Here is a 23814-nt window from a genome sequence, read left to right on the forward strand (position 1 = left end):
GCCGGCAATGGCAACGGTCGAAGTAACCGATCTGCACAAATCCTTCGGCGATCTTCATGTACTCCGGGGAATCGATCTGAAGGTCGAGAGCGGCGAGTGCGTCATCCTTCTGGGCGCTAACGGTTGCGGCAAATCCACCCTGATCCGGTGTCTCAACGGCCTGGCCCTGCCGAACCGGGGCCGGGTCGAGATCGCCGGACAGGATATTGCCCGCACCCGAGGGCGAAGATTGCGCCGGGCACGCCAGCAGATCGGCGTGGTGTTCCAGCATTTCAACCTGGTCCCTAACGTGAGCGTGTTCCAGAACGTCCTCTACGGGGCGCTGGGACGGCAGAGCGGTGGATTCCTGCGCACGTTGGCGCCGTTCGCCCCGGATGAACTGCGTCATCAGGCGATGGCCTGTCTCGATCGGGTGGGGCTGGCGGAGCACGCGGGGCAGGACTGCCGCCAGCTATCCGGCGGACAGCAGCAACGATTGGCGATTGCCCGCACGCTCTTGCAGGATCCGGATGTGCTCGTGGCCGACGAGCCCGTGGCCAGCCTGGATCCGCGCGCAGGACGCCGGGTGATGGAGTTGTTGATGGAGATCGTCCGCGAGCGCGGGATGACCGTGCTGTGCTCGCTGCACCAGCTGGAGCTCGCCAGCGAGTATGGCGACCGGGTGGTGGGCATGAAGGCGGGACGTATCGAGCTCGATGAAAGGCATGCCCGAATCGAGCCATCGGCGATGAATGCCCTCTATCAGGGGGTAGTCCGTGTGGATGACCCGTCCCCCGTCACCGCCGCTCCTGTCGCCGTCGATCAAACCGCCTGAACGGAGGCCCCATGGATCGCTCTCAGAGTAACTCCGATCTGACGCCGCCACGGCGATTCCGACGCCCGTCGCCGTTCGGGCTCATCATCATGGTGGTTTTCCTGGCCTTCCTGGTGCAGGGCGTACTGGTCATGGAGATCACGCCGGCGCGCCTCGCCAGCGGTGCCGTCAACCTGGTGCATTTCGTCGGCCGAGCACTGCCGCCCGCGATGAACGACCTCGACGTCATCTTCTGGGCGATGCTGGAGACACTCTATATCGCCCTGGTGGGCGTGACCGCCGGGGTCATACTGAGCGTGCCATTCGCCTTCCTCGCTGCCCGCAATACCACGCCGAACGTAATCGTCCGTGTGATCACCCGGTTCCTGGTCGCCGCCATGCGTACCATCCCCGACCTGATATGGGCGCTGATCTTCGTAGTCGCGGTGGGCCTGGGGCCGCTGGCCGGGGTGCTGGCCATCGTGATGGATACCGTCGGCTTCGCCGCCCGCTTTTTCTCCGAGCGCATCGAGGAAGTCCATCCCGGGCCGTCGGAGGCGCTCGCCTCGACAGGCGCGCGACGTCTATCCGTGATTGGCGGGGCGATCATGCCCGAGACACTGGCCTCGATGACGGCGACGAGTCTCTTCAGCGTCGAGAAGGCACTGCGCTCGGCGGTGACCCTGGGACTGGTCGGCGCCGGCGGCATCGGCGTCGAGCTGACCGCGGCCATGCAGCTGTACAACTACGACGAAGCACTGACCATCATCCTGATTATCCTGGTCTGCGTCCTCGGCTTCGAGCAGCTCTCCTCGGCCATTCGCAAGCGCGTGATCTGAGGTGGATTGCGGGCCCTCGTATTGCCGCAAAGCCGGTCGCGCCGTATCATTACAGATTGTCGGGTCGTTAGCTCAGCTGGTAGAGCATCGGACTTTTAATCCGCTGGTCGCAGGTTCGAACCCTGCACGACCCACCAATCATCAAGCCCTTCCCTATCGCGGCCCAATAGAGTCGGCGAGAGCTTACTCCCGCAATTGGATGTATTGCCGGCACCGGGACATCAGAAAATCTCCTCGATCTCCGCGGCACTGCCCCTGGAGCGCTTCGCAACCCGGAGCTCCAGATCCAGAGCGGCCAGAACCCTCAGAATCGTATCCAATCGGGTCGCCGGGTTACCCGTCTCGATAAGGGAGATTGTCTCCTGGCGCAGCCCGGCCTTTTCACCAAGCTGTGCCTGCGTCAGCCCCAGGCTTTTCCGAGTGCGGCGGATGAAGTTGCCGAGCTGCCGTGGCGTGCGTGCCAACTCATTCATAATCATGACCTCAATCTTAGTATGCGCTAATCCCGATACTTTGACGGTATCGTGATTGGCGCATAAAAAGACTTTATTCGCTGATTACGATGAAGGAGCCCGAAATACTTTAGCTACGGCCAAGGTATCGCAGCACGCAATTAACTGCGATCTTCGACAACCATCGTGGACAAAGGCTTCGACTTACCGGGGAGAGTCACGTCCAACCCCCGGGGTTTTCCACCGCTCCACTGCATTTCGCTCGTGTACGCGAGATCCGACATACCGCTAAAGCCCTGCCGCGGCCAGCGCCTGGTCGACATCGGCAAGGATATCGTCGATGTGCTCGATGCCCACCGAGATGCGGACCATGTCGCGGCTGACGCCGGCGCTCGCCAGTTCCTCGTCGTTGAGCTGACGATGGGTCGTGGTGGCCGGATGGCAGGCCAGTGACTTGGCGTCGCCGATATTCACCAGTCGAACGATCAGCTGCAGCGCGTCGATGAACTTCGCACCGGCCTCTTCGCCGCCCTTGATACCGAAGCTGAGGATGCCCCCGGCGTTGTTCCCGCCCATGTACTTCTGCACCAGCGGAAAGTACGGGCTGTCCGGCAGGCCGGCGTATTTCACCCAGCTCACGCCCGGATGGGCCTGGAGATGCTCGGCGAGCGCAATCGAGTTTTCACCCTGACGTTCCATGCGCAGCGGCACGGTCTCGATCCCCTGCATGAGCATGAAGGCGTTCATGGGTGAGAGTGCCGCGCCCATGTTGCGCAGCGGTGCCACCCGACAGCGGCCGATGTAGGCCGCCGCCCCCAGGGCCTCGGTGTAGGTGACGCCGTGGTAGGAGGGATCCGGCTCGGTGAGCATGGGGAACCGCTCGGCATGATCCGCCCAGGGGAAGTTGCCGGAATCGATGATCACGCCCCCCACGGTGGTGCCGTGGCCGCCCATGGCCTTGGTGAGCGAGTGGATGACGATGTCGGCGCCCTGCTCGATCGGTCGCCAGAGAACGGGGGTCGGCACGGTGTTATCGACAATCAGCGGGACGCCATGGCGATGGGCGACGGCGGCGAACGCCTCGATGTCGACGACGTTGCCGTTGGGATTGCCCACGGTCTCGGCATAAACGACCTTGGTGCGGTCGTCGATCAGCGCCTCGATGGCCGCCGGATCATCGCCGCTCGCGAATCGCACCTCGATGCCCATGTTGGGCATGGCGTGGGCGAACAGGTTGTAGGTCCCGCCATAGAGCTGGCTGGTGGTGACGATGTTGTCGCCGACGCGGGTGATGCACTGGATCGCGTAGGTGATCGCGGCCATGCCCGAGGCCACGGCCAGTCCACCGATGCCACCCTCCATATCCGCCACGCGCTGCTCGAGCGCCGCATTGGTCGGATTCATGATGCGGGTGTAGATATTGCCCTCGACCTTCAGATCGAAGAGGTCGGCACCGTGCTGGGTGTCGTCGAAGGCGTAGGACGTAGTCTGGTAGATCGGCACAGCGACGGCCTTGGTGGTGGGATCCGGTGAATAGCCGCTGTGGATGGCCTTGGTCTCGAGCTTCATGGTGGCGGGTGCTCCTTGCGTTGTTTTTGCGTCATGTGTGACGTTGATGTGCAGCGATCATAACGCTTTTGGGCGGTTATTGATCGAATAACTGGCGATATGGAAATTCGGCTTTGGAATATCGGAGAGCGGCAATGCGGTGTGTAGCGTAGCGTGGGGCGCTGAGGCGCAGGGTCACCGGGGCGCTGGGGCGCGTTGAGATCGGCGGAGCACTGTCAGGTCTTCCCGACCGCTTGCACACTGTGGATACACACTGATGGATGTGTATGGGGAGTGTGCAAAGAGTTTGAGAGAGATGATGACACCACCTGTGAAAAACTTCGAGCCACGCTGCCAATGTCAATATAAATTCGATATGCTGCGGCAATACCAGCCTTACGACAGGCGTATTGATTGTCATAATCAAAGGACGTCACATTCCGACCGAAGCAGTTTCACCGAAAACAACGCGACTACGACGTTTGGAGCGTTCCGGGTGTACATAATCTGCAAGCCCGTCCAGCCGTATATCCCGTAAAGCCCACACTTCGTCTGCCAGTGGTTGTGAAAGGAATCTTTAACCACTACCTCTCCCTATTAGCAGCCAAAAGATAGCGGTAAATAAACTTTTTCGGGCGGGGCTAGGATAACGACCCCCCATCTCGGTATTACCAGAATTTTGGGGGTGCGACGTATCAATAAGATCGATCGTCGTCTACTCAATCGAGCTACCCGTCTACCCACATAGATCGCGAGAGGACCCTAATGCGTCGTCTCTTCATTTACAGCATAGCTGTCGGCCGCTGCCATAACCGCACCCAGAAGATTGCTTTCTCGACCGACAAGTGCTGACCCGGCATGGGAAAGGTGTCCGGAATCACGAAAGATATTTGTTTTTCCGACAGCTGCTTTGCATCCACTTTGATTACACAAATAGTCTGATAGATCTACTACCGCCATGTCGAGCTCAGAGCTATGGAGAAACTGGGTGACACGCTGATGACCCGAGCTAACTTCCCCTTGAGAGAAGCTACAACTATTTTCTGATCCTTCTCCGCTGCCGAAAACAAGGTTTCCAATGACGCAGCGAGCAAGGTTGTCACCAGTTCTGGGAGGGGGAGCAACAAAAACAGGCGTTTTACCAACACTCCTGATGTAATCAGCGGTTTCGTTTAGTTTTTCCATTACGATAGATTTGGAATCGGATGTTGGGTGTAGATTTCCGCTATCATCATAGGTATTGCTGGATATTATCCCCATCGGGGACGACATGATTACATATTCAACACTGGAATTTTCTTGCAGCCATTTATTTACTTGACTGTTGAATTCTATGCATCCCTCCGACCATGCACGGCCACGTTTTTGGTCTGTAATCGCCAAGTCGAAGATGGGGGCGCATACAGATTTCGTAAACTGAATAAAATCGACAGTTTCCGAAGCCTGACTGGAGGTCAGTGCTTGCATTAAATGCATTGCATAGCTATCACCCCAAACCATGACCGAGGGATTTTCTCCTGTGCGGCATTCTGGCGACAGAGTAAACGATCCTTCGCAGGTGCTGCTGAGCCCATGATTAACCTCGGTCATTTCAGAGGCGTCGATCTGAGAAAAGCTCAATCCAGAAGGAGCATTTCGGTCTGGAAGACCGCCCTTTATCCAGCCCATCCCCCCGACAATGCCGACCGCCAAAAGACCGGCGACGGCACCTGAGAGAATTTTGGGTCGAGGCAGTTTGAGTCGCTTGCGAGCAGGCACTTCAACGGCAAGCCATGTCAGGTAGGCCAATACGAAGGTAGCAACGATCAGCGCCCAATAGACCCCATCTGGCACGCCCTCAAAGAGCCGGATACGTGCGAAGGCAAACAGCGGCTGATGCCATAGGTAGGCGCTGTAGCTGATCAGACCAACACCAACCAGCACACGAAGACCAAGTAAGCGTCCGATCAGGGTGTCGCGATCAGCGGCGAGAATGATCAGCGCAACGCCAATGACTGGGATCAGCGTCCAGAGGCTCGGGAAGGGAGTGGTCTCGTCGAAGGCGAATATGGCGTAGGCGATCAGGCCCAGACCGATAATACCGGCGATCTCCCGTATCGAGCGGGAGAAAGGCGCACCACTGTTGAAACCAACCTCTTCTTGTGACGCAGCTGCAGCTCGCCGGCGGTGGAGATGTATCGCTACCAAAGCACCAATGCCGAGCTCCCAACCACGCGAGGGCAGCAGGTAGAAATTGGCACTAGGGTGCGCCGAAGAAGCCCAGTGGGCGAGACCCAGGCTTATCAGAGCCCCTGAGCTGATAATCAAAAATAGCGCTTTCGGGAGGAAGCGGTAGAGCGCAAGCAACAGCGGCGGATAGAGAATGTAGAACTGCTCTTCAACCGCCAGTGACCATGTGTGCAGCAGGGGCTTTAATTCGGCGGCAGCGGCAAAATATCCGCTCTCCCGCCAAAAGAGGATATTGGAGGTGAAGGTCGCCACACCGACCAGGCTCTGACTGAAGTCCTTGAACTCGTTTGGCACCATCCAGAGCCAGGCGAAGGGAATACAGGCGAGTGAGACTACGAACAGGGCGGGAAGGATGCGCCGAGCGCGCCGTTCGTAGAAACGCCACATGGAGAACCGGCCCTGAACCATCTCCTGGTAGATGATGGTGGTAATCAGGTAGCCGCTGATGACAAAGAAGATATCGACGCCGACAAAGCCGCCGGAGAGCAGGGACAAGTCAGCGTGGAAGAGGATAACGGGGAGAACAGCAATCGCACGAAGGCCGTCAATCTCGGGACGGTACTGCACTGAATTTTCCTTTTCAGGTGTCGGTTGCCAAGTAGTCTGTAAGCTTTCGATGCAGAACCTAGGCAGTCTCAGTAGCACTCAATATTTTTCAGAATAATCGGATCAGCTACCACCGCGAGGTAGAGGCCCCACTGGAAGGTGCCCTAGCCACTGCCACTGCCACTGCCACTGCCACTGCCACTGCCCATTGTCGCGGATCATCAGGATAAATTTCCAATTCTCCGCATAGATTTCATCTCGCTGCCCCCGACACACAAGAACGGGGGTTCGTTTGGAGCATAGGTCAAGAAGCGACCGCTCTGATCACGGGGCTTTTACCCCAGCCGATCCGGACTAGATTGCAAGCCACGCCTTTTCATGTGCGTTTTCCACTTAAGTGGGACATGGTTTCCGCCGCGCCCTCCCCGATAGCGTGGAATCAATATCCCAGATCGGAAGCATTCCGCATTCACGCGACAACCTGGGTAAATCCAATCGGGCCGGGATGCGAACGGATCAGAAGCTCTTACCTATCTCTGGCGGCTTGCACACGGCCAATACACACCCATTGATGTGTATAGCGCGTGTGCAAAGGGTCGGGAAGAGCTGACAACGGACGGCCCCCAACAGCGGGAAGCTCACAGACCACCCGTCAGTCAATCACCACCGCTAACCCCGCGTCCCGCCGGGATACCGCCCGGCCCTGCTAGCGTTTCCTCGTCATCCGTTGAGGAGCAATCACGCATGTTCCCGCGCAGCGAAGCTTTCATGCCCAAGCCGGCCAAAAAACGCATCAACGTCACCGTCGACCCGGACCTGCTCGACGAAGCCAAAGCGCTTGACCTGAATCTCTCCGCCGAGCTCGAGGCGCGTCTGCGCGAGGTGATTGTCCCCACCCGCATCGAGGCGTGGCACCAGGCCAACGACGAGAATATCGCCGCCTACAACCGCCGGGTGAAAAGTCGCACGATCCCAACTTTCGGCACCCGCACCCGATAGATAGCCACCCGACAGGTACCCGATAGGCACCCATCCCATGCTGAGAACCCCACCGTCCGATTACGCCGTCCACCTCGTAAACCGCGGTTTCGAAGACCGCAACGCGCCCTACGTCGTCTGCCTGCAGAGCTTCGTTCTGCAACGACTCGACACCGTTGTCGTCGCACCGATCTACCACGCGCTGAATGGCGGACAGGTCATCGGCCAGCTCAACCTACGCGTCGATCTGGACTGCGACCCGGGGGCAAACCTGGTTCTCACGATTTCGGAGATGGCGGGAATCGCGCGGCGCGATCTCGGCGAGAGAGTCGATAGCCTGTGGGGTGATGGCGACCGAATCCTTGGAGCGATCGAGCTGGTTTTTACCGGAATGGGGTGACTAGACCGGCGCGCCTGAGCATGGTGGCGCGCTGCCAACCTGCCTTGGCCAGGGGAGAGGCTGGCCAGAACCGAGTCGCCCGACCTAGGGCCGGGCGCCCCGACCCAGAGCCCTTACTCGAGCATGCTCCGCAGCATCCACGCGGTCTTCTCATGGAGCTTCATACGCTCGGTGAGCAGATCGGCCGTCGGCTCGTCGTGGGCCTCGTCCGCGGTGACAAACACCTCGCGGGCGGTCCGGGCCACGATCTCGTGATCGGTCACCAGCTGACGGATCATATCCTGGGCGTTCGGCGTCGAGGTTTCCTCCGGAACGGAGGTCAGCCGCGAGTACTCGCTGAAGCTGCTCGGCGCCCGTGCGCCCAGCGCCCGGATGCGCTCGGCGATCTCATCCACCGCCGTCGCCAGCTCCGTGTACTGCTCCTCGAACATCATGTGCAAGGTGTTAAACATCGGACCGGTCACGTTCCAGTGGAAGTTGTGGGTCTTGAGATACAGCGCGTAGCTGTCCGCCAGCACACGGCTGACGCCGTCGGCGATCTCGACGCGGGCGTTTTCTTCGATACCAATATTGATTGCAGGCGTGGCCATGATGACCTCCTTTCCGCGCCGCCTTGGCGCTTTGTTTAGAACAGTTTCAATGTAACATCGTTCGGGTTTTCACCCAAGCGCGCAGTGCCACACACCGAATGACTTCGGGCCTCATCCCGCCAGGTTCAACCCCACGAGTCCCAGCACGATCAACATCAGGCTACTCGCCTTGATCCAGTCCATCGACTCACCAAAGAACAACACGCCGACCATCGCCACCATCGCCGTCCCCAGGCCGGCCCAGATCGCATAGGCCACGCCCACTTCCATGCGCTTCAACACGAACCCCAGCGCGATAAAAGCGAGCATATAGGCCGCGACCGTCGTGGCGCTCGGCCAGAACCGGGAAAAACCTTCGGACATTTTGAGCGCGGTCGTACCGATCACCTCCATGGTGACCGCGCCGATCAGCAACAGCCAGGCGGGCATGAGATCTCCTATTTGAATCCATCGGCGCAGCTTATCAGGCAACCGGGATCGGGTAATGGAAGGAGTTGAACCCTTTTCCCCGAGCGCTTGCACACGACCAATACGTATCGATCAGTGTGTATAGGCGATGTGCAAGGAGTTGGGAAACGATGACAAAACCCGACCACCACGATTAAGTCGAAGGCCGACGATGCCCCCGATGATGGGCGTTCGCCAGGACCGCGATGGCACACAGCACCACGAACGTCGCCGCATTCGCCGGGATCTGCAGGTTGAAATCCGTACTGCTGTGGATCATCAACGCCAGTATCCCCATCGCGGCGCCCATCCCGACACCACTGCGATACAGCGACCGCCGCTGCCAGACCGGCGCCAGCGCGCGGTAGAACGCGAACACCACGAACCCCGCCAGCGGCAGTACCCCGACCACCCCGTACTCGATGGCGAACTGCAGGAAATCGTTGTGGGCATGGTCGAACAGCGCCGTGACATCCCGGCCGGGGAAGCGTTGGAAGCTCGTCTCGAATGTCCCCGCGCCGAAGCCCGCCACCGGACGTTCGCGCCACTGTGGTAAGGCATAGGCAAACACATCATCGCGATCGACATTCTCGCGGCGCACCACGACCTCGCGGGTCGCCCCGGAATCGTCCTCCACCATCGCCACTTCGTCCTCGAAGCGCGTATCGGCCAAGCGCTGCTGGAGCTCCTCGAGGCCGAACCACTGGCTGATCACCAGCACATCGATGACAAGCACGCTCACCAGGATCAGCGCATTGCGGCCGCGGTGCTCGGGCGTCGCCAGCGTGAACAGCCCGCCCATGATGATCAGGCTCGAGAAAAACGCCGTGTTGCCCATCCGCGAATGACTCATCACCAGCGCGATCACCATGATGATCAGCGCCAGGCGGATCCGCGCCTTCGGCCCGATCAGAAGCTCCGCCAGGTGATGCCAGCGGAAATCCCGGTCTTCGCGCAGGGCGAGCATCCAGCCGATCCCGCAGGCAAGCGTCATCTCCAGGTAGCCGGCGAGGTGATTGCGATTGACAAATGTGCCGCTGACCACCCCGCCGCTGTCCGAACCGATCGCCAGCCAGCTGAAGTCGGTCAGCACCAGCAACGCGCCATAGAACGCCTGCAGCGTCCCGCTCACCACAAGCACGCCGAGCAGCCAGTTGAGCCGCTTGCGGGTCGTAAAGACCCCCAGCACCAGCGCAAACAGCCCGGTGTAGGCAAGCCCCAGCGCCAGGTACTCCATGGTCGCCCCCGGATCGCTGCTCAACCCGCCGACATACTGCACGGCCACCCACCCCTGCACGGCGAGCAACAGGCCCAGCGGGATGACGCCGGCGCGCACCGCCCGCCACGACTGACGCAGCGGATCACGCAGCAGATGCGCCCCCCACAACACCAGCAGCCCGCCCACGGCCAGCACGATGAACGCCGCCGAGGCCGGTCGGTTACTCGCAAGCGGCACGGGCATCCACACCAGCAGCGCCAGCACCCCGGCGATTACCGCCCGATCCAGCCTCATGGCAGCACCAGGGTCTCGATGAGGAGGCGCTTGCCGGTGGCCTCGGCGAGATTCAGTACCCAGCGCTCGTCCGACTTGCTGAAGCGCACCGTCCGGCGGGCGTTCTCCAGCACCACATCACGCGTCTCGGGTTCCAGCCAGCGCCAGCCCAGCAGCCCGACCTCCGTCAGCCGCCGATTGACCGATGGCCGCCAGGGCCCAAGCCGGAACGCCTCCCGGATCAGGCTATCGAGCTGTTCGCCAGTCCCGCCGGCACGCAGCCGCGCAAAGGCGAGCCGCGCCATGCCGTAGGGCCAGAGGGGACGCAGCTCCACCGCCCGTTGATGGGCATAGAGGGCCCGCAGCCGCGTCGTGCGCGGGTCATCGGCGCCGGCGGCACCGACGGGGGCAGCGAGGATGCGGGCGGGGCGGATGGGCGTGGACGGCAGGGCCTGATCGGCGATGGGTTGGCGCCAGTGCGCCCAGTCATAGACGCGGCCCAGCCGGTCCCAGCCCTCGCCGGTCGCGCCGGGATAGAGACGGATAGCCTGGATGGCGGCCGACTCGGCGGCGGCGAAGGCCTCGGGCGCCGGCTCCCGGCCGGTCTTCGCCCAGTCGCTCAGAAAGCGCTGGGCGTTATGGGCATTGGCGGCGGAGAGCAGTAGCAGACCGCCCAGCACGGCGACGATCAGGCCAACGGCGATCAGCCCGGCGCCCGCAAGGCGAATGGGGACGCGCCCGGCGGTCTGATCCATCGACGCGGCGTTCAGCTTGCAGCGGCGGCGGTGAAGCTGCCCGCCACGATGCGCCAGGGGTTGTCGCGTCCCAGCGTGGTAGCGGCTTCCTTGCCAATCAGGGCGGCCGCGGCGGCCACGCCCCGGGACAGGCACGGCGGCCGGTTGCCCGTGTTGTGCGCGTCCGAGGCCAGACAGGTCGCCGCGCCCTCGCTCACCAGCTGTTCGGCTCGGGACTGCGACCCCGGCCCGAACTGCCCGGTCAGGGCGCTGGCCGTCACCTGTGTGAGGCAACCCTGCTCGAGGAAGGGGCGGAGCTTGCCGGGGTCATTGACGATATCGCGGTTACGCTCCGGGTGGGCGATCATCGGGCGGATATCGCGGGCGATCAGCCACTCCGTCAGTCGCTCGGCGCCGAACGGGATCTCCGTGTGCGGGAATTCCAGCAGCAGGACCCGCTGCCCCTCCCATTCGCCGAGCAGGGGCAGCGTCCCCGCCTGGGCTCCGGTCATTACCTCCAGACCGAAGCGCACCTCCGCCGCCGCCGTCACGGTCAGGTCGACCCCTGCCGCGTCGAGGGCCTGCCGATAGTCCCGCAGGACCGCGTCGATGCCCTCGGCGGTGTTGTCGTAGAGCCCGGGGTGGATATGCGGGGTGCAGACCAGGTGCGTCACCCCATCCGCCACGGCCAGCCGCGCCATGGCCAGTGCCTCGGCCATGTCCTCGGCGCCGTCATCGATACCCGGCAGCAGGTGATTATGCAGATCGATCATGCCGTGCGCACTCAGCGCTGGGCGCTGCTGTAGCCGTAGTAGTCGTAGTAGCCCTCGGCGCCGTACTTGCTGCCATAGCCGTAACCGTAGCCGTACTTACGCGATTTCTTGACGTCGACGTGGTCGAGGACGATGCCGGCAAGCGGCGCGTTGACCTCCGCCAGGCGCTCGAGGCCCTTGCGGATCAGCGGCACCGGCGTGGCGTCGGACTTGACCATGTAGATCACGGTGCTGGCCTGCGTGGCGAGCACCAGCGGGTCGCTGACCGCCTGCACCGGCGGCGCATCGATGATGATGCGATCGTACTGCGTCGCCAGCTTCTCCAGCAGCTCGGTAAAGCGCCGGGTGGAGAGCAGCTCCAGCGGATTGGGCGGCAGCGTCCCGCAGGCCATGACATCCATGCCGTCGAAGGACTGGATGGCCTGCTCACTCGTGGCATTGCCCGCCGCCACATCGGCAAGCCCGAACCGGTCGTCGTCGAAATCGAAGATCCGGCGGAACGTGGGTTTGCGCATATCCGCCTCGAGCACCAGGACGCGCTCCATCTGCCCCAGCGCGGCACCGAGGTTCGAGACCAGCGAGGTCTTGCCCTCGCCCGGCGTCGATGACGTCACCACGATAATCTTGTGGGGATCATCCAGTCCCGAGAGCACGACACCGGTCCGGATGGTGCGCACGGCCTCGGAGAAGGCCCGATCCCGATCGGAGGAGTAGAGCCGCGCGATCTGCTTACGCTCCATACGCTTTTTCTGCAGCGGCAGCAGGCCGAGCATGGGCAGGCCGAGCTTGTCCTCGACATCGCCACTACCGCGGACGCGGTTATCGAACTGCTCGCGCAGCAACGCCAGGCCAATCGAGCCCAGAAGGGCGAGGACGGCCGAGATCAGCGTAATCCGTGCCTTGCGGGGTTTGACCGCGCCGCGCGGCACCACCGCGTCGTCCACCACACGGGCGTTGGCGTCCTGGACATCCGCGGTCGCCGTCGTCTCCTTCAGGCGATTGAGGAAGGTGTTGTAGAGCGTGCGGTTGGTCTCCACCTCGCGCTGGAGCTCCTGGAAGCGAAACTCCTTGCTCTGGACCTCGCGAATCGCCTCGCGGTTGTTCTCGAATGCCTGTTTCAGCGAATTCAGATCGGCCTGGGCCAGCTCGTATTTCTGCTCGATGCTCGCGACCACCTGCCGAACCTGGTTGCGCAGGCTCTCGGTGGCGGAGTTCAGCTCGTTCTGCGCCTCGATCATGGTCGGGTGCCGCGGGCCATAACGCTGGGAGAGCTCGTCCACCTTGGCGCGCGCCTGAGCCTCCTCGGCAAGGAAATCCGAGACCAGTTTGTTACTGCGGACCACCGGCACCGTCGCCTGCTCTCGCCAGCTGGCATCCGTCACATCGGCGATCTGCTGGTACTGGTTCTCCGCCCGGGCCAGTGCCTGGCGGGCCTCCACCAGGCGGCTGTTGAGCTGGCTGAGCTCCGAGCCCTCCACCGTGGTGACGCCGTCCATGTCGATCAGGTCCTCCTTCTCGACATAGGCCTGCAGCTTGCGCTCGGACTGCTTGAGCTGCTCCTTGAGCTCGGCCATGCGATCGCTCATCCAGCCGGTGGCCTGCTCGGTCATGTCGAGGCGGGCCTGGAGCTGGCGCTCGATGTAGCCATTGGCAAGCGCGGTGGCCGCCTCGGCAGCGGTCTGGGGATCGGCCATTTCCACCTGGATGTCGACGAGCTGCGTGTTACGCCGCGGCTCGACCGTGACGCGACCCCGGAAGGCGCTAACGACGCGCTCGAAGCGTTGCTCGTCGGTCAGCTCGTTCGGTGCCAGCTCCTCGGGCTGCGTCACCGAGATCATGTCGTCCAGGCCGATCGCGCGTATCCAGCCCCGCCAGTCGGTGAGCGCGGCGAGATCGATCAGCGGCGGTTCCTGCTGCTCGGGATCGAACTCGGGATGATCGGTCAGGTTCAGGTCGCGGACCACTTTCTCGGCGAGACCGCGGGATTTGAGCAGCTCGAACTGCGTCTGCAGATACTCGCGACCGGCCGCCATGGAATCGACGCCCTGGATACCCACCACGTTACCGCGATCGGACTCGATCAGCAGCGTACTGGTCCCCCGGTAAATAGGGGTCAGCGTCGAGACATACAGGTAGACCAGCATGGCCACGAGCAGCGGGAGCGTGATGATCCCCCACTTGTGGCGCATGAGTGTGACCCAGAGCTTGCGGAGATCGATGACGTCATCGTCATCGGGTTGGGCCGTTCCCGGGTTATTCGTCGCCATGCCTAGAAGAAACTCTCATCGATAGTGAGGATGTCGCCGGGCCGTAGCCGGGTCTCGAGCTCGACCGATCGTTCGCGTCCCTCGGGGTCGCCTTCGCGGGTCACGAACATTTTATTGGTCGAGGCGCGATCCGTGACGCCGCCCGCCAGCGCGATGGCCTTACGCACCGTCATGCCGGGCTGGAAGGCATAGCCGCCGGGATCCTCGACCTCGCCGTTGATGTAGAACTGGCGATACTCGATAACGTTGACCGTGACGCGGGGGTTGATGAGGTAGTCGCCCTTCAATCCCTCGGTGATCAGCTGCTCGAGCTCGACCGGTGTTCGGCCCTTGGCCCGGACCTCACCGAGGAAAGGATAGGGCACTGTCGCCGCATCGCTCAGACGGAGCCGATCGAAACTGAGCTGCTCCTCGCCGAATACCCGAATGCTGATGACATCTCCAGAACCCAGTCGGTAACGGTCATTCGCGTTCTGGCCCTGTGCGGCGGACATACTGACCAGGCCCAGCAGTAGGGCCATCAACATGCACAGGGCGCGCCTGGATTGCGCCAAGGTGAAGCGCTCCTCCGTCAGGTTGTTGCGGTTCACAGACTCAGGGTGGCGGTCAGGAAGTAGGTATTCCGGTCGTAGCCGTCACCGACATCAGCGCTATTGTCCTTGAACCGGGTCTCGAACCCGAAGTCCAGCCAGCGGCGGAAGCTGTACGAGACTCCGGCCGTCACGGTATCGGTCTCCTCGCTCTGTCCATCCAAATTGCCGCCCACGGAATCTTCCTCAAGGAGGCTGTAGCCGAGGTTGGTGTTCACCCGACCGCTCCAGGCGTAATCCCAGTTGATGGAATAGGTGGTCTGCTCAACGGCGTTCTCACGACTCTTGCCGGCAGATGCCTCACTGCCCTCTTCCAGCGTATTCGCCGTGGCGAGCGTCACCGAGGAATAGGTCTCGGGGCTCCAGGTCACCTGTGCCTGCCAGCTATTAACGTCCTCATCGGACTTGGTGGCATCGTCAAAGCTTTTTTCCTGGCGGCCTACCTGGAAACTGCCGGAGGTCTTGGCGGTTGCCTGCCAGCGTGCACCGACGGAGGCGCTGAGGTTTTCACTGTCGAGTCTGCTTTCGGACCAGGTGTAGTTGAAGTCGGCGTAACGGCCCTCGACGAACAGCTGGGTCTTGGGACTCGCTCGCCAAAGGAACCTCGCCCCGAACCGGGGACTGTCGTATTCCTCGGACTGGTTGTTGGCGGTGCCCGTCAAGTTATTGGCGTAGCGGTTCCAGACGTAGCCGCCGTCCAGCTCGATCTGGCCCTGTGCGCCGCGGGCGCCGAAGGTGTAGTCACCGTTGAACGCGAGGCGCTCGTTGATATCGCCCTCGTCCGGGTCGCCCTCGGAGTCCCCGGGAGTCGACTGGTTGCGATTGGCCGTCAGCCCCAGCCCCAGGCGGTTCCGGGAGTCCAGCGTCAATTGTGCCGTCGCGGCGGCGTTATGATTGACGCGATTCTCATCGCTGTCGTGGCTATAGCGCTGGAAGCTGGGCGTGTAGCGCAGCTGATAGCGATTCGCCTGCTCCTGGGCGCGAAGCAGGAAGCTCGGCGCGACCTTGGTGACGTTCGAGCTCTCCTCATCGCCATCTGCGGATTCGTTGACGTTGTCGTCGTAGCCTTGGCTGACCTTGATCGTGGGAATGAACTCGAACGGCCCATCCTGATTGAGGGGCATCGGGTCGACGGCATGAGCCGTGCCAGCGGTCGTCAGCAGGGCGGCCGCGGCAAGCAGCGCAGCACCGGATTGATAGCGTTGCATCGGTTTAATCCCTTGTCGCTTGGGGTTGGGCTGCCTGTCAGTTATCGCTGGCAACATTATCGCTGACGTCGTCGCCCGACAGATTAGCGTTGCCCTGATTCATTGTCTGCGAGGTCTGCTGGCTCTCCCTCTGCGCATCACCGCTGGCCGCCTGAATATTAGCCGCCTGGTCGGGTGCACTATTAATCGCGGCCTGCCTGATCGAGTCGGCGGCCTCGGGTGCGCTTCCAACCGCAGCCGCAGCGATATCGGCAGCGGCATCCGGGGCGGCGGTGACAGCGGCACTCGTTACAGCGGCGGCCTGGTTCGGCACCGCGGCAACGGCGACCGCTGTAATGGCGGCAGCCTGACCCGGCTCGGCCGTCACGGCGCTACTCACGATGTCGCCAGCACCGGCCGGATTGGCGCGAACTGCCTGGTCGACAAGGCGCGAGAGCACCGATCCGACCTGATCGGCGGGTGCGGCCAGTACTTCGGCCTCGGCCTCGGGGGTCAGCGGGAATCCTGCCTCACGAAGCCGGTCGACCGCCGCCTGATCGGCTTGCGCCAGGGGCGTGATAAGTGCGAGGGCCAGCCCCGCGGCGAGCAGTCCTTTTTTCATGGCAGCTGTCCTGCTGTTTCGATATGTGGGGGAAGTGTAAATCAGTATTTGGGCAGCGCAAATAAAGTTCCGTGCCGGGAGCCGTTAACCCTCTACCGAACCCCTCGCACATCATTTATACACATTGATGCATACACACTCGCCGTGTGCAGGGGGCGACTGACCCTTCAACGAAGATCGCCTACCAGCAACATCCTTGTGTCAGCGGAAAAGCGATCCTATAGTCCAATAAAGACTAATTCCTTGTTTTCTTACTGAGAGATCGAAATGCTCGCCAAACGCACCAGCAAGAATCAAATCACGCTGCCCAAGGCCATCGTCGAGTCAACCGGCGCCGCCGATTACTACGAGGTGAGTGTTGACGCAGGTCGCATCGTGCTAGCGCCCGTGCGTCTGCAACAGGCCGAAGCCGTGCGGGAAAAACTCAAGGCGCTGGGCATTGATGAGCAGGATGTTGGCGATGCCGTTAGCTGGGCAAGACAGCGCTCGTGACGACACCTCGCGTGGTGCTCGATACCAACTGCCTGGTTTCGGCACTGCTATTCTCAAACAGGCGTACGGACTGGCTGCGCACGGGTTGGCAGGCCCGGCGTTTCATTCCACTCGCAAGCCATGCCACCGCCGCCGAGCTGCTTCGGGTCCTCGCCTACCCCAAATTCCAGCTGTCGGCCGATGAACAGGAAGCGCTGCTGGCCGATTATCTGCCATGGGTAGAGACCATCACCGTGACGACGGCCGGCCGAGCACTACCCGCGATCGACGACCCTGATGACAGGATGTTTCTGCTGCTCGCAGATGTCGCCGATGCCAATGCTCTGGTCAGCGGCGACAAGCACCTTCAAGCGGTGAAAGGGGAATTCTCTATCCCGATCGTCAGCGCCTCGGAATTCGCCGACTGGCTCACCTGAAGAGTTCGAAACGGGCCATCAGAACCGGCGATGCCGAGCCAGAGGCAAGCCGTTCGCCTCAACGTATGCATTCGAACTTGCCAAGGCGCTGGCATTTTCCTGTTGCCAGTTGTCGCGCTTGCGCACGACTCTATGCCCTCATGGGCGGAGACAGCCAACACATGCGCCACTGGATGCACACCGACAACCACCACACCGGCGGCGTGCCCGCTGAGCAATTAGGTTCGATCGAAGGTCTCGTCCATGTCTGCGATTACCTCGACGCCATCCGCGGCAAGGTCTGAGGGTGGCCGAACCGGTCCAGTGGCAGGGCCTGACTGTCCGCGACTACGTCACTCCCATTTATGGGCGGCTCTATCGTGTCGTTGGGAGTCAGGAGCGAATCGCCACGAACAGCATTGTCGATACGCTGGAGGAACAAAGCCTCCTGGAAAATCTACTGGAGGCGAGCAAGCCACCGATCCGGCCCGGGAGTGTCGGTCTCCACTATCTACTGATGACGCCGTTCCGCCACCCCCCGCTCAGGCACGGTTCACGATTCGGGGGGCGCTATGAGCCATCCATTTTCTACGGCGCCCATCGCCCGCACACGGCGCGCGCCGAGATGGCGTATTACCGCCTGGTGTTCTGGTCGGGGATGTTGGCACCGCCCGAGCGACCGGTGCGCAGCGAGCACACGCTCTACGGCACTCGATGTCGGACCCAGTGCGGCCTGCAGCTGCAGCGCACCCCTTTTTCCGAGCGGCAGGTGACATTGACCGACTCCGAGCATTACGGGCCGACGCAGGCCCTGGGGGCCGTGATGCGCGCCGCCGGGATACTCGCCTTCGAGTTCACATCGGCCCGTGATCCGTCCGGCGGCACGAATGTCGGGCTATTCGAGCCCCAGGCCTTCGCGTCGACGGGCATCAGCGACCCGCAGCAATGGCTGTGCGAGGTGGACGGTCAGGGTGTTCGCCTTCTCTGTCTCGCGGACCACTCGCTGGAGCATTACTCCCTCGAGCTGTTTCTCGTGGATGGACGGTTGCCTGCGCCTGCTGTTTAGGCGGCCCAGTCGCTGCCCGTCTCAGGTCGACTTATCCGAGCCCTCCGGCACAAAGCTCGCGATCGGTAGCATCAGGGCAGGCCATGGGCCGCGGCCTGTCACGGCCAGCAGGTGCTCGCGGGCCGCGTCGTACAGGATCGGTGCCCCGGTGAGGCGCACTGCCTTCTCCTTGTCGGCCTGCGACTGATCACCGGATGCCCGGAAGATCCCGTAAACCTCGACTTCAACCTGGTAGGCGCCGGGCGGTAGATCCGCTGCATCGCGCTCGATGATCAGTCGCAGCTGGAAGCGATTCTCGTCACCTAGGAGGGGATAGAGCTCGATGGCGGTGGACACCTCGAGCGGGTACTCAAAGTCGAGGGCCTGTCCGCCGTCCGGCAAACGGGTGTCCACCAGGAGCCGCTTGAAGAAATAGTGCTCGAACTGCAGTTCAGGCGTCATGGGGGTTCCTATTCGCGTGATTGCCCATCATCCTCGCTCGTCTCGCACTGCCGGCCACTGATTGGATGGCGGCCTCGATGCGTTGCCGCTGCTGGATGGTGATCTGCCGCTTGCTTGTTACACGCACGACTTAGGCCTCAATAGCAGCCAGTAATAGCTCCATCAGTAACACCGGATTCTACTCGGCAGTCTGATCATTTATCTCCTGAAATTTCAGGTACGCCGATGGCTCAAAAAAACCAACCGTCATTATATTGTCAACCGGTATTACTTTGCGGAAATCCGACTCGTCGAAAGAGACCACGTGTTCGTCGTCTCGACGTAGCTGTTCGAGTGCTTCCGTGTAGAAAGTATTGAATGTCAAATTGTGTGTATCCGCCTCTCGACAACCACTCTGTCCCGAGAGATCAACCGGTTAATCGGCCATACCAGGACTCCGCTCAGCAGCAAGGCCAGCGATGCAGCCCCAAGGTAGGGAATATCGGCGAGATTCGCTTTCCAGTGAGACAACTCGGGCCAGATGTCACCCGCAATTACTACGACAAGGCGAGCCGCGAGCAGGAAGGCGAAACCAATCAGGGCGGATCCGAAAATCAGCCAGCTCTATTGCGCTGCATATGCCGGCGAAGCGTCTCCGTTCGCTCCAGATCCGCTCGGCCTGTCTCCGATTGAACAAGCTCCTTGAGGGACACCTGCAAGCCACCGCCAGGGCCAAGCTTGACCCATTTGGCCACTGCGTCCCGAGACTTCTTTCGACTTTTCACGTTAATACCTCCTGTTACAGGAGTTACAGTAGCGAGCAATAGCCAACAGGTGCGAACCTCTAATCACTCCCTAAACCCCACTCGCCATCCTCCGAAACCGCTCACTCCCCGCCTTTAACTCCTCAAACGTCCCGCAGGCCTCGACATGGCCGTGATCCAGCAGCACCACCTGGTCACAGCGCTCCACCGTCGAGAGCCGATGCGCGATGAGGATGATGGTCTTCTGGTGATGCAGGGCGTCGATGGCCTGCATCACGGCCCGCTCGGTCACGTTATCGAGGGCACTGGTGGCCTCGTCGAACACGAGGATGTCGGGGTTGTGGTAAAGCGCCCGAGCGATGCCGATGCGCTGGCGCTGGCCGCCGGACAGGCGCACACCGCGCTCACCGACAATGGTGTCGTAGCCTTCGGGCATTTCATTGACGACGAAGTCGTGCACCTGGGCCATACGGGCGCAGCGCTCGACCTGCTCGGTGTCGATCTGCCCGGGCTCGATGCCAAAGGCGATGTTCTCGGTGACCGTGGCGTCGGTCAGAAAGATATCCTGCGGGACATAGCCGAGCGCCCGTTGCCAGGCGCGCAGGTTGTCATCGGTGACGGGCTCGCCGTCCACGGTGATGGCACCATTGGTGGGCCGCAGCAGGCCCAGCAGCACGTCCACCAGCGTGGTCTTCCCGGCCCCGGTGGTCCCGACCACCCCCAGCGCACTGCCGACGGGCAGGGCCAGGTTAATGCCCTGCAGCGCATCGGCCGGGGCGTTGGGATAGCGGTAGGTGACCGCCTCGAAGCCGATCTCCTGCTCGGGGTGCAGGGGCGTCGGCGCCCGGGCCGCCATGGGGGCGAGGTGCTCGCGCTCGCAGAGATCGGCATGGATGGCATCGAGGGTGGCGGTGCCGGCACGGGTCTGGGCGATGCCCTGATAGATCGCCTGAGCGGCGGGCAGCAGGCGTAGCGCGCCAAAGGCATACAGGCCCAGTACCGGCAGCAGCTCACCGAAGGCCTCGCTGCGCACTCCGCCGCCAATGGCGATCATCACCAGCGACAGCAGCATGATCCCGCCCACGGCCACCGACTCCACCAGAAACTTCGGCACCTGCGAGAGCGTTTGCGTGGTAGCCATGTTGCCGGCGAAGACGGTACTCGGCCCCCGATAGCGTGCGACATAGGCATGCTCGCGGCCCAGCAGCTTGACGTCCTTGATGCCGCCCAGGCACTCGCCGGCAGTGGTGAAGCGGGCCTGGTTGGCGCGCACCCGTTCACGGCCCAGGCGCACCAATCGCCGCCGCACCGTGAGATAGATCACCGAGTAGATCCCGGCGAAGAGCAGTGAGACCAGCAGCGCCAGCAACGGATTCACCGCCACCAGCAACCCGACAATGCCGATGGCCAGCGCGGCGTTGGCCACCAGCATCACCCCCGGGCGCAGGAAGTTGCCGATGAACTGATCCACCTCCGAGAGGACGTTCTTCGCCATATCACCGCTATGGCGATTGAGGAAGAACGCATAGGGCTGGCGCAGGTAGGTCTCGAGCAGGCGCTCGCCGATGGAGTGACGGCGCATCTCGATAAAGCGATTCATCCAGTAGTGGACAAACGTGCGGTAGACCGCCGAGGCCAGGATCAGCCCGAACGCCCCCGCCCCCAGGAACATCACAAAGGCATCGATACTGGCAAAGCCAAAGGTGGTATAGGCCCAGTTGAGGACGGCGTTGGACTCGATCACGCCGGGCTGGCCCAGCACGCCGAGGAACGGCATCACCGAGGCCACGCCCACCATCTCGGCGGCGGCCATGGTGGTGACCATCAGGAGCAGCAGCACGCCACGGCGACGTTCAGAGGCGGTGAGAACGGCTAGGGCTTTCTGCAGCGTGGTCATGAATCCTCAATCAATTCGTCGTAGACGGCCATCGTGCGCTCGATAACGATGCGTTCATCAAATTCCGCCAGGGCTTTCCGGCGGGCGGCGTGCCCGAGGCGCACGCAAAGCGCCGGATCACTGGCCAGGCGCTCAATGGCATCGGCCAGCGCATTGGCATCCCGGGGCGGGACCAACAGGCCGTCGATCTCGTGGGTCACGACCTCTCGACAACCGGGCTGATCGGTGGTCACGAGAGGCAATGAACATGCCGCTGCCTCGATGAGGCTCTTGGGCAGCCCTTCACCGTAGTAGGTAGGCAGCGCAATGGCATTCACCGATCGGAACAGTGCCGGCATGTCGTCGACATTCCCCAGCCACTCGATCAGCCCCGCCTGTTGCCAGGCCTGGAGTTGTTCAACCGGGACGGCCGCCGGGTTGCCGGCGTCCGGCTCGCCGGCCAGCAGCAGGGACACTGGTACGTTGCGATCCTTAAGCAGTCGCGCCGCTTCAACGAGTTCGCCAACGCCCTTGTCCCAGAGCAGTCGCGCCGGGAGCACGACACGGAAGGTATCCCCCGCCGGCGGTTTTTCGGCGGGCAGGAACCGCTCGGTATCCACCCCGGATCCGGGGATCAGGCGTACCTGGCGGCTATCGATGAGCTGTGCCTCGCGGAACATCGCCGCATCATCGGGGTTTTGCAGGATCAGCCGGCTGCGTCGTCCGCCCAGCGCGATCCGCAATACACGGCGGACCACCGGCCGCAGCAGGCGCGCTTTCAGCGATCGGCTGGTGAAGACATAACCCAGACCCGCCACGGCGCTGACCCGATTGCGGCCACCGGCAAGCCGCGCCGCCAGCGATCCGTAGACCGCGCACTTGATCGTGAATCCATGGACCAGCGCCACGTCCTCCCGCCTTACCAGCCGGATCAGCCAAACAAGTAGCCGGAACTCGCGCCACGGATTGAGGCTGAGACGCTCCATGGGCGCGGGGCGCCACTCGAGACCCAGCGCCTGCAGTCGGGCCCCGTACAGCCCCGGCGGCGAGACAAGCAAGACCTGATGGCCCGCGGCTTTCAGCGCGAGAGCGAGGGATCGGCGGAAGTTATAGAGGTACCAGTCGGTGTTGGCGAAGAGGAGGATTTTCACGCGTACGCTTTACATGCCGACAAACGGATAGAACTGGTACGGCAACCAGGCAAAGGCATGGGCGGCGTAGTTCAGCCAGACGAACTGCACCAGGGCGTAATAGGCCAACACCAGCAACACCCAGAACTGATTGCTGCGCCCGGATTGCCCGAACACATCCGGCAGGTGGGAGAACACGACGAGCTGGAGGGGGATCACAAACAACCCGAGCCGATCCAGTGCGGTAGTCGAGGGCACGATGGGGAAGGCCAGCAGCAGCGCGATGGCGAGTAGCGCCACCCAGCGCCAGATGCGTTGCTCGTTATCGATCAGTGTGAAGCGGCGGTGCCAGATCAGCAGGATTGCCGCCGGGACGGCATTCATGGCGAGTCGGACCAGGGCGCCGGCGGACTGGTATTCGGCCTCGATATAGTTCGTGTAGAGCTGGTCGAACTGGTCCTGCACGAACACCCAGTAGGCGACGACTGCCACACCGGCCACACCGGCACCGGTCACCAGCCGATTGCGTGACCGGCCGAGTACCGCTAGCGGTAGCAGCACGACGGCGGATTTATGGAATGTCGCCGCCAGCAATGCCCAGATGATGAACTGGCGAGGTCGATCCCGGAGCAGCGCGGCGATACCGATCATGCCGATGCCGAGTGCCGCGCCCTGGCGGGTGTAGCCCATCATCACGACGTTGACGAGGTAGGGAATGGCGACAGCCATCGCCAGCCAGGGGCGGGGTTGCGTGCGGCTGAATACCGCGACGCCCACGGCGCCGATGAGGCCACAGACCAGGTTAATGGCATAGATATCGCCGCCATTGCGCACGAACCACCAGTTGATCAGGTAGTAGCCCGGATCGCTTCCTGACAGCACATCCCAGAGATCCAGCCAGGATTGCGACTGGAAGTGAGCTATATAGCTGCCCCAGTCACCACCGACCTGATAGCGGTAGCCGATAAAGAGGGTCAGCGCCGCAATCACCACCAGCCAGGCATAGGTCGGCCGATAGATCCGTCGGGACAACCGGCTTTGCGGTGACAGCCAGCCACCGCCCAGGGCAACCGCCGAGGGCAATAGGAACATCAGCCAGTAAGGCCACATATCAGCGGATCGCCTCCAGCAAAGTTTGAAACATCAAAACCTCTCGTGATTCTGCATGACCGGCAAAGCGGCTG

The 23814-nt window shown here is 62.2% G+C and carries 24 protein-coding genes, 1 tRNA gene and 1 pseudogene; 9 read left to right on the top strand and 17 right to left on the bottom strand.

Going from position 1 to position 23814, the window contains the following annotated elements:
- Window positions 1–7: 7 nt before the first annotated feature.
- The 3 genes from phnC (at window position 8) to EV698_RS06755 (ending at window position 1769) form a co-directional block, all read left to right on the top strand.
- The gene (gene phnC, locus EV698_RS06745) at window positions 8–814 is read left to right on the top strand and encodes a phosphonate ABC transporter ATP-binding protein (RefSeq protein WP_130503331.1); all 807 of its coding nucleotides are present in this window, start codon (window positions 8–10) and stop codon (window positions 812–814) included.
- A gap of 11 nt (window positions 815–825) precedes the next feature.
- Window positions 826–1632, top strand: a complete 807-nt coding sequence (gene phnE, locus EV698_RS06750) for a phosphonate ABC transporter, permease protein PhnE (protein ID WP_130503332.1) — start codon at window positions 826–828, stop codon at window positions 1630–1632.
- 61 nt (window positions 1633–1693) lie between these two features.
- A tRNA-Lys gene (locus EV698_RS06755) sits at window positions 1694–1769 on the top strand.
- Between the two features lie 84 nt (window positions 1770–1853).
- Here EV698_RS06755 and EV698_RS06760 read toward each other — a convergent pair.
- The 3 genes from EV698_RS06760 to EV698_RS06770 all read right to left on the bottom strand — a co-directional run bounded on the left by EV698_RS06760 (window position 1854) and on the right by EV698_RS06770 (window position 6428).
- On the bottom strand, window positions 1854–2105 hold the full coding sequence (locus EV698_RS06760; RefSeq protein WP_130503333.1) for a helix-turn-helix domain-containing protein: 252 nt from the start codon (window positions 2103–2105) through the stop codon (window positions 1854–1856).
- A 267-nt stretch (window positions 2106–2372) separates the two neighbouring features.
- A complete protein-coding gene (locus tag EV698_RS06765) occupies window positions 2373–3653 on the bottom strand; it encodes an O-acetylhomoserine aminocarboxypropyltransferase/cysteine synthase family protein (RefSeq protein ID WP_130503334.1) in 1281 nt (426 codons plus the stop codon).
- Window positions 3654–4394: 741 nt separating this feature from the next.
- Window positions 4395–6428 (bottom strand): acyltransferase family protein, encoded by a 2034-nt coding sequence (locus tag EV698_RS06770; RefSeq protein ID WP_165385741.1) that lies wholly within the window; start codon window positions 6426–6428, stop codon window positions 4395–4397.
- Between the two features lie 723 nt (window positions 6429–7151).
- Between EV698_RS06770 and EV698_RS06775 the strand changes: the two genes are divergently transcribed.
- Both EV698_RS06775 and EV698_RS06780 read left to right on the top strand, forming a co-directional pair.
- Window positions 7152–7406 carry a type II toxin-antitoxin system CcdA family antitoxin gene (locus EV698_RS06775; protein WP_130503336.1) on the top strand — a complete coding sequence of 85 codons (255 nt, stop codon included), beginning with the start codon at window positions 7152–7154 and terminating at the stop codon, window positions 7404–7406.
- Between the two features lie 37 nt (window positions 7407–7443).
- A complete protein-coding gene (locus tag EV698_RS06780; protein ID WP_130503337.1) occupies window positions 7444–7785 on the top strand; it encodes a CcdB family protein in 342 nt (113 codons plus the stop codon).
- A 113-nt stretch (window positions 7786–7898) separates the two neighbouring features.
- Here the strand turns inward: EV698_RS06780 and EV698_RS06785 are convergent, their stop codons facing one another.
- The 9 genes from EV698_RS06785 to EV698_RS06825 all read right to left on the bottom strand — a co-directional run bounded on the left by EV698_RS06785 (window position 7899) and on the right by EV698_RS06825 (window position 16487).
- On the bottom strand, window positions 7899–8375 hold the full coding sequence (locus EV698_RS06785) for a Dps family protein (protein WP_130503338.1): 477 nt from the start codon (window positions 8373–8375) through the stop codon (window positions 7899–7901).
- Window positions 8376–8486: 111 nt separating this feature from the next.
- On the bottom strand, window positions 8487–8804 hold the full coding sequence (locus tag EV698_RS06790) for a DMT family transporter (RefSeq protein WP_130503339.1): 318 nt from the start codon (window positions 8802–8804) through the stop codon (window positions 8487–8489).
- A gap of 172 nt (window positions 8805–8976) precedes the next feature.
- A complete protein-coding gene (locus tag EV698_RS06795) occupies window positions 8977–10335 on the bottom strand; it encodes an O-antigen ligase family protein (protein WP_130503340.1) in 1359 nt (452 codons plus the stop codon).
- Complete coding sequence (locus EV698_RS06800) at window positions 10332–11069, bottom strand: hypothetical protein (protein WP_130503341.1); 738 nt, start codon at window positions 11067–11069, stop codon at window positions 10332–10334. Before EV698_RS06800 ends, EV698_RS06795 begins: the two co-directional genes overlap by 4 nt.
- 11 nt (window positions 11070–11080) lie before the next feature.
- Window positions 11081–11821 (bottom strand): tyrosine-protein phosphatase, encoded by a 741-nt coding sequence (locus EV698_RS06805; protein ID WP_130503342.1) that lies wholly within the window; start codon window positions 11819–11821, stop codon window positions 11081–11083.
- An 11-nt stretch (window positions 11822–11832) separates the two neighbouring features.
- Window positions 11833–14088 carry a GumC family protein gene (locus tag EV698_RS06810; protein ID WP_130503343.1) on the bottom strand — a complete coding sequence of 752 codons (2256 nt, stop codon included), beginning with the start codon at window positions 14086–14088 and terminating at the stop codon, window positions 11833–11835.
- A gap of 2 nt (window positions 14089–14090) precedes the next feature.
- Window positions 14091–14642: a polysaccharide biosynthesis/export family protein gene (locus EV698_RS06815; RefSeq protein WP_207220508.1), complete on the bottom strand. Its 552-nt coding sequence runs from the start codon at window positions 14640–14642 to the stop codon at window positions 14091–14093.
- A 32-nt stretch (window positions 14643–14674) separates the two neighbouring features.
- Entirely contained in the window at window positions 14675–15886 is a 1212-nt protein-coding gene (locus tag EV698_RS06820; RefSeq protein WP_165385742.1) for an outer membrane beta-barrel protein, read from the bottom strand.
- 37 nt (window positions 15887–15923) lie between these two features.
- The gene (locus EV698_RS06825) at window positions 15924–16487 is read right to left on the bottom strand and encodes a hypothetical protein (protein WP_130503345.1); all 564 of its coding nucleotides are present in this window, start codon (window positions 16485–16487) and stop codon (window positions 15924–15926) included.
- A gap of 267 nt (window positions 16488–16754) precedes the next feature.
- Between EV698_RS06825 and EV698_RS06830 the strand changes: the two genes are divergently transcribed.
- A complete protein-coding gene (locus tag EV698_RS06830; protein WP_130503346.1) occupies window positions 16755–16979 on the top strand; it encodes an AbrB/MazE/SpoVT family DNA-binding domain-containing protein in 225 nt (74 codons plus the stop codon).
- Window positions 16976–17395 (top strand): putative toxin-antitoxin system toxin component, PIN family, encoded by a 420-nt coding sequence (locus EV698_RS06835; protein ID WP_239016225.1) that lies wholly within the window; start codon window positions 16976–16978, stop codon window positions 17393–17395. Before EV698_RS06830 ends, EV698_RS06835 begins: the two co-directional genes overlap by 4 nt.
- Before the next feature lie 18 nt (window positions 17396–17413).
- Here EV698_RS06835 and EV698_RS10405 read toward each other — a convergent pair whose 3' ends face one another.
- Complete coding sequence (locus EV698_RS10405; protein WP_130503348.1) at window positions 17414–17521, bottom strand: type II toxin-antitoxin system CcdA family antitoxin; 108 nt, start codon at window positions 17519–17521, stop codon at window positions 17414–17416.
- Here EV698_RS10405 and EV698_RS06845 point away from each other — a divergent pair.
- Window positions 17509–17679: pseudogene (locus tag EV698_RS06845) on the top strand (MbcA/ParS/Xre antitoxin family protein); the annotation flags it as partial. The gene EV698_RS10405 and the pseudogene EV698_RS06845 overlap by 13 nt on opposite strands.
- Before the next feature lie 2 nt (window positions 17680–17681).
- Window positions 17682–18440 (top strand): RES family NAD+ phosphorylase, encoded by a 759-nt coding sequence (locus tag EV698_RS06850; protein ID WP_239016226.1) that lies wholly within the window; start codon window positions 17682–17684, stop codon window positions 18438–18440.
- A gap of 21 nt (window positions 18441–18461) precedes the next feature.
- Here EV698_RS06850 and EV698_RS06855 read toward each other — a convergent pair whose 3' ends face one another.
- From EV698_RS06855 to EV698_RS06870, 4 genes are all read right to left on the bottom strand, one after another.
- A complete protein-coding gene (locus EV698_RS06855) occupies window positions 18462–18881 on the bottom strand; it encodes a protein-export chaperone SecB (protein WP_130503350.1) in 420 nt (139 codons plus the stop codon).
- Between the two features lie 834 nt (window positions 18882–19715).
- Entirely contained in the window at window positions 19716–21521 is a 1806-nt protein-coding gene (locus EV698_RS06860; protein WP_130503351.1) for an ABC transporter ATP-binding protein, read from the bottom strand.
- Window positions 21518–22651 (bottom strand): glycosyltransferase family 4 protein, encoded by a 1134-nt coding sequence (locus EV698_RS06865; RefSeq protein WP_130503352.1) that lies wholly within the window; start codon window positions 22649–22651, stop codon window positions 21518–21520. The genes EV698_RS06860 and EV698_RS06865 overlap by 4 nt, the downstream gene beginning before the upstream one ends.
- Window positions 22652–22660: 9 nt before the next feature.
- Window positions 22661–23740, bottom strand: coding sequence for an EpsG family protein (locus tag EV698_RS06870; RefSeq protein ID WP_130503353.1), 1080 nt, complete (start codon window positions 23738–23740; stop codon window positions 22661–22663).
- Between the last annotated feature and the right edge of the window lie 74 nt (window positions 23741–23814).

It is taken from the genome of Spiribacter vilamensis (genome assembly GCF_004217415.1).
Lineage (GTDB): Bacteria > Pseudomonadota > Gammaproteobacteria > Nitrococcales > Nitrococcaceae > Spiribacter > Spiribacter vilamensis.

What these genes read in the sequence shown, in the direction of transcription:
- phnC (WP_130503331.1), top strand. Translation starts at nt 8, where the DNA reads ATGGCAACGGTCGAAGTAACCGATCTGCACAAATCCTTCGGCGATCTT.
- phnE (WP_130503332.1), top strand. Translation starts at nt 826, where the DNA reads ATGGATCGCTCTCAGAGTAACTCCGATCTGACGCCGCCACGGCGATTC.
- EV698_RS06760 (WP_130503333.1), bottom strand. Translation starts at nt 2,105, where the DNA reads ATGAATGAGTTGGCACGCACGCCACGGCAGCTCGGCAACTTCATCCGC.
- EV698_RS06765 (WP_130503334.1), bottom strand. Translation starts at nt 3,653, where the DNA reads ATGAAGCTCGAGACCAAGGCCATCCACAGCGGCTATTCACCGGATCCC.
- EV698_RS06775 (WP_130503336.1), top strand. Translation starts at nt 7,152, where the DNA reads ATGTTCCCGCGCAGCGAAGCTTTCATGCCCAAGCCGGCCAAAAAACGC.
- EV698_RS06780 (WP_130503337.1), top strand. Translation starts at nt 7,444, where the DNA reads ATGCTGAGAACCCCACCGTCCGATTACGCCGTCCACCTCGTAAACCGC.
- EV698_RS06785 (WP_130503338.1), bottom strand. Translation starts at nt 8,375, where the DNA reads ATGGCCACGCCTGCAATCAATATTGGTATCGAAGAAAACGCCCGCGTC.
- EV698_RS06790 (WP_130503339.1), bottom strand. Translation starts at nt 8,804, where the DNA reads ATGCCCGCCTGGCTGTTGCTGATCGGCGCGGTCACCATGGAGGTGATC.
- EV698_RS06795 (WP_130503340.1), bottom strand. Translation starts at nt 10,335, where the DNA reads ATGAGGCTGGATCGGGCGGTAATCGCCGGGGTGCTGGCGCTGCTGGTG.
- EV698_RS06800 (WP_130503341.1), bottom strand. Translation starts at nt 11,069, where the DNA reads ATGGATCAGACCGCCGGGCGCGTCCCCATTCGCCTTGCGGGCGCCGGG.
- EV698_RS06805 (WP_130503342.1), bottom strand. Translation starts at nt 11,821, where the DNA reads ATGATCGATCTGCATAATCACCTGCTGCCGGGTATCGATGACGGCGCC.
- EV698_RS06810 (WP_130503343.1), bottom strand. Translation starts at nt 14,088, where the DNA reads ATGGCGACGAATAACCCGGGAACGGCCCAACCCGATGACGATGACGTC.
- EV698_RS06820 (WP_165385742.1), bottom strand. Translation starts at nt 15,886, where the DNA reads ATGCAACGCTATCAATCCGGTGCTGCGCTGCTTGCCGCGGCCGCCCTG.
- EV698_RS06825 (WP_130503345.1), bottom strand. Translation starts at nt 16,487, where the DNA reads ATGAAAAAAGGACTGCTCGCCGCGGGGCTGGCCCTCGCACTTATCACG.
- EV698_RS06830 (WP_130503346.1), top strand. Translation starts at nt 16,755, where the DNA reads ATGCTCGCCAAACGCACCAGCAAGAATCAAATCACGCTGCCCAAGGCC.
- EV698_RS06855 (WP_130503350.1), bottom strand. Translation starts at nt 18,881, where the DNA reads ATGACGCCTGAACTGCAGTTCGAGCACTATTTCTTCAAGCGGCTCCTG.
- EV698_RS06860 (WP_130503351.1), bottom strand. Translation starts at nt 21,521, where the DNA reads ATGACCACGCTGCAGAAAGCCCTAGCCGTTCTCACCGCCTCTGAACGT.
- EV698_RS06870 (WP_130503353.1), bottom strand. Translation starts at nt 23,740, where the DNA reads ATGTGGCCTTACTGGCTGATGTTCCTATTGCCCTCGGCGGTTGCCCTG.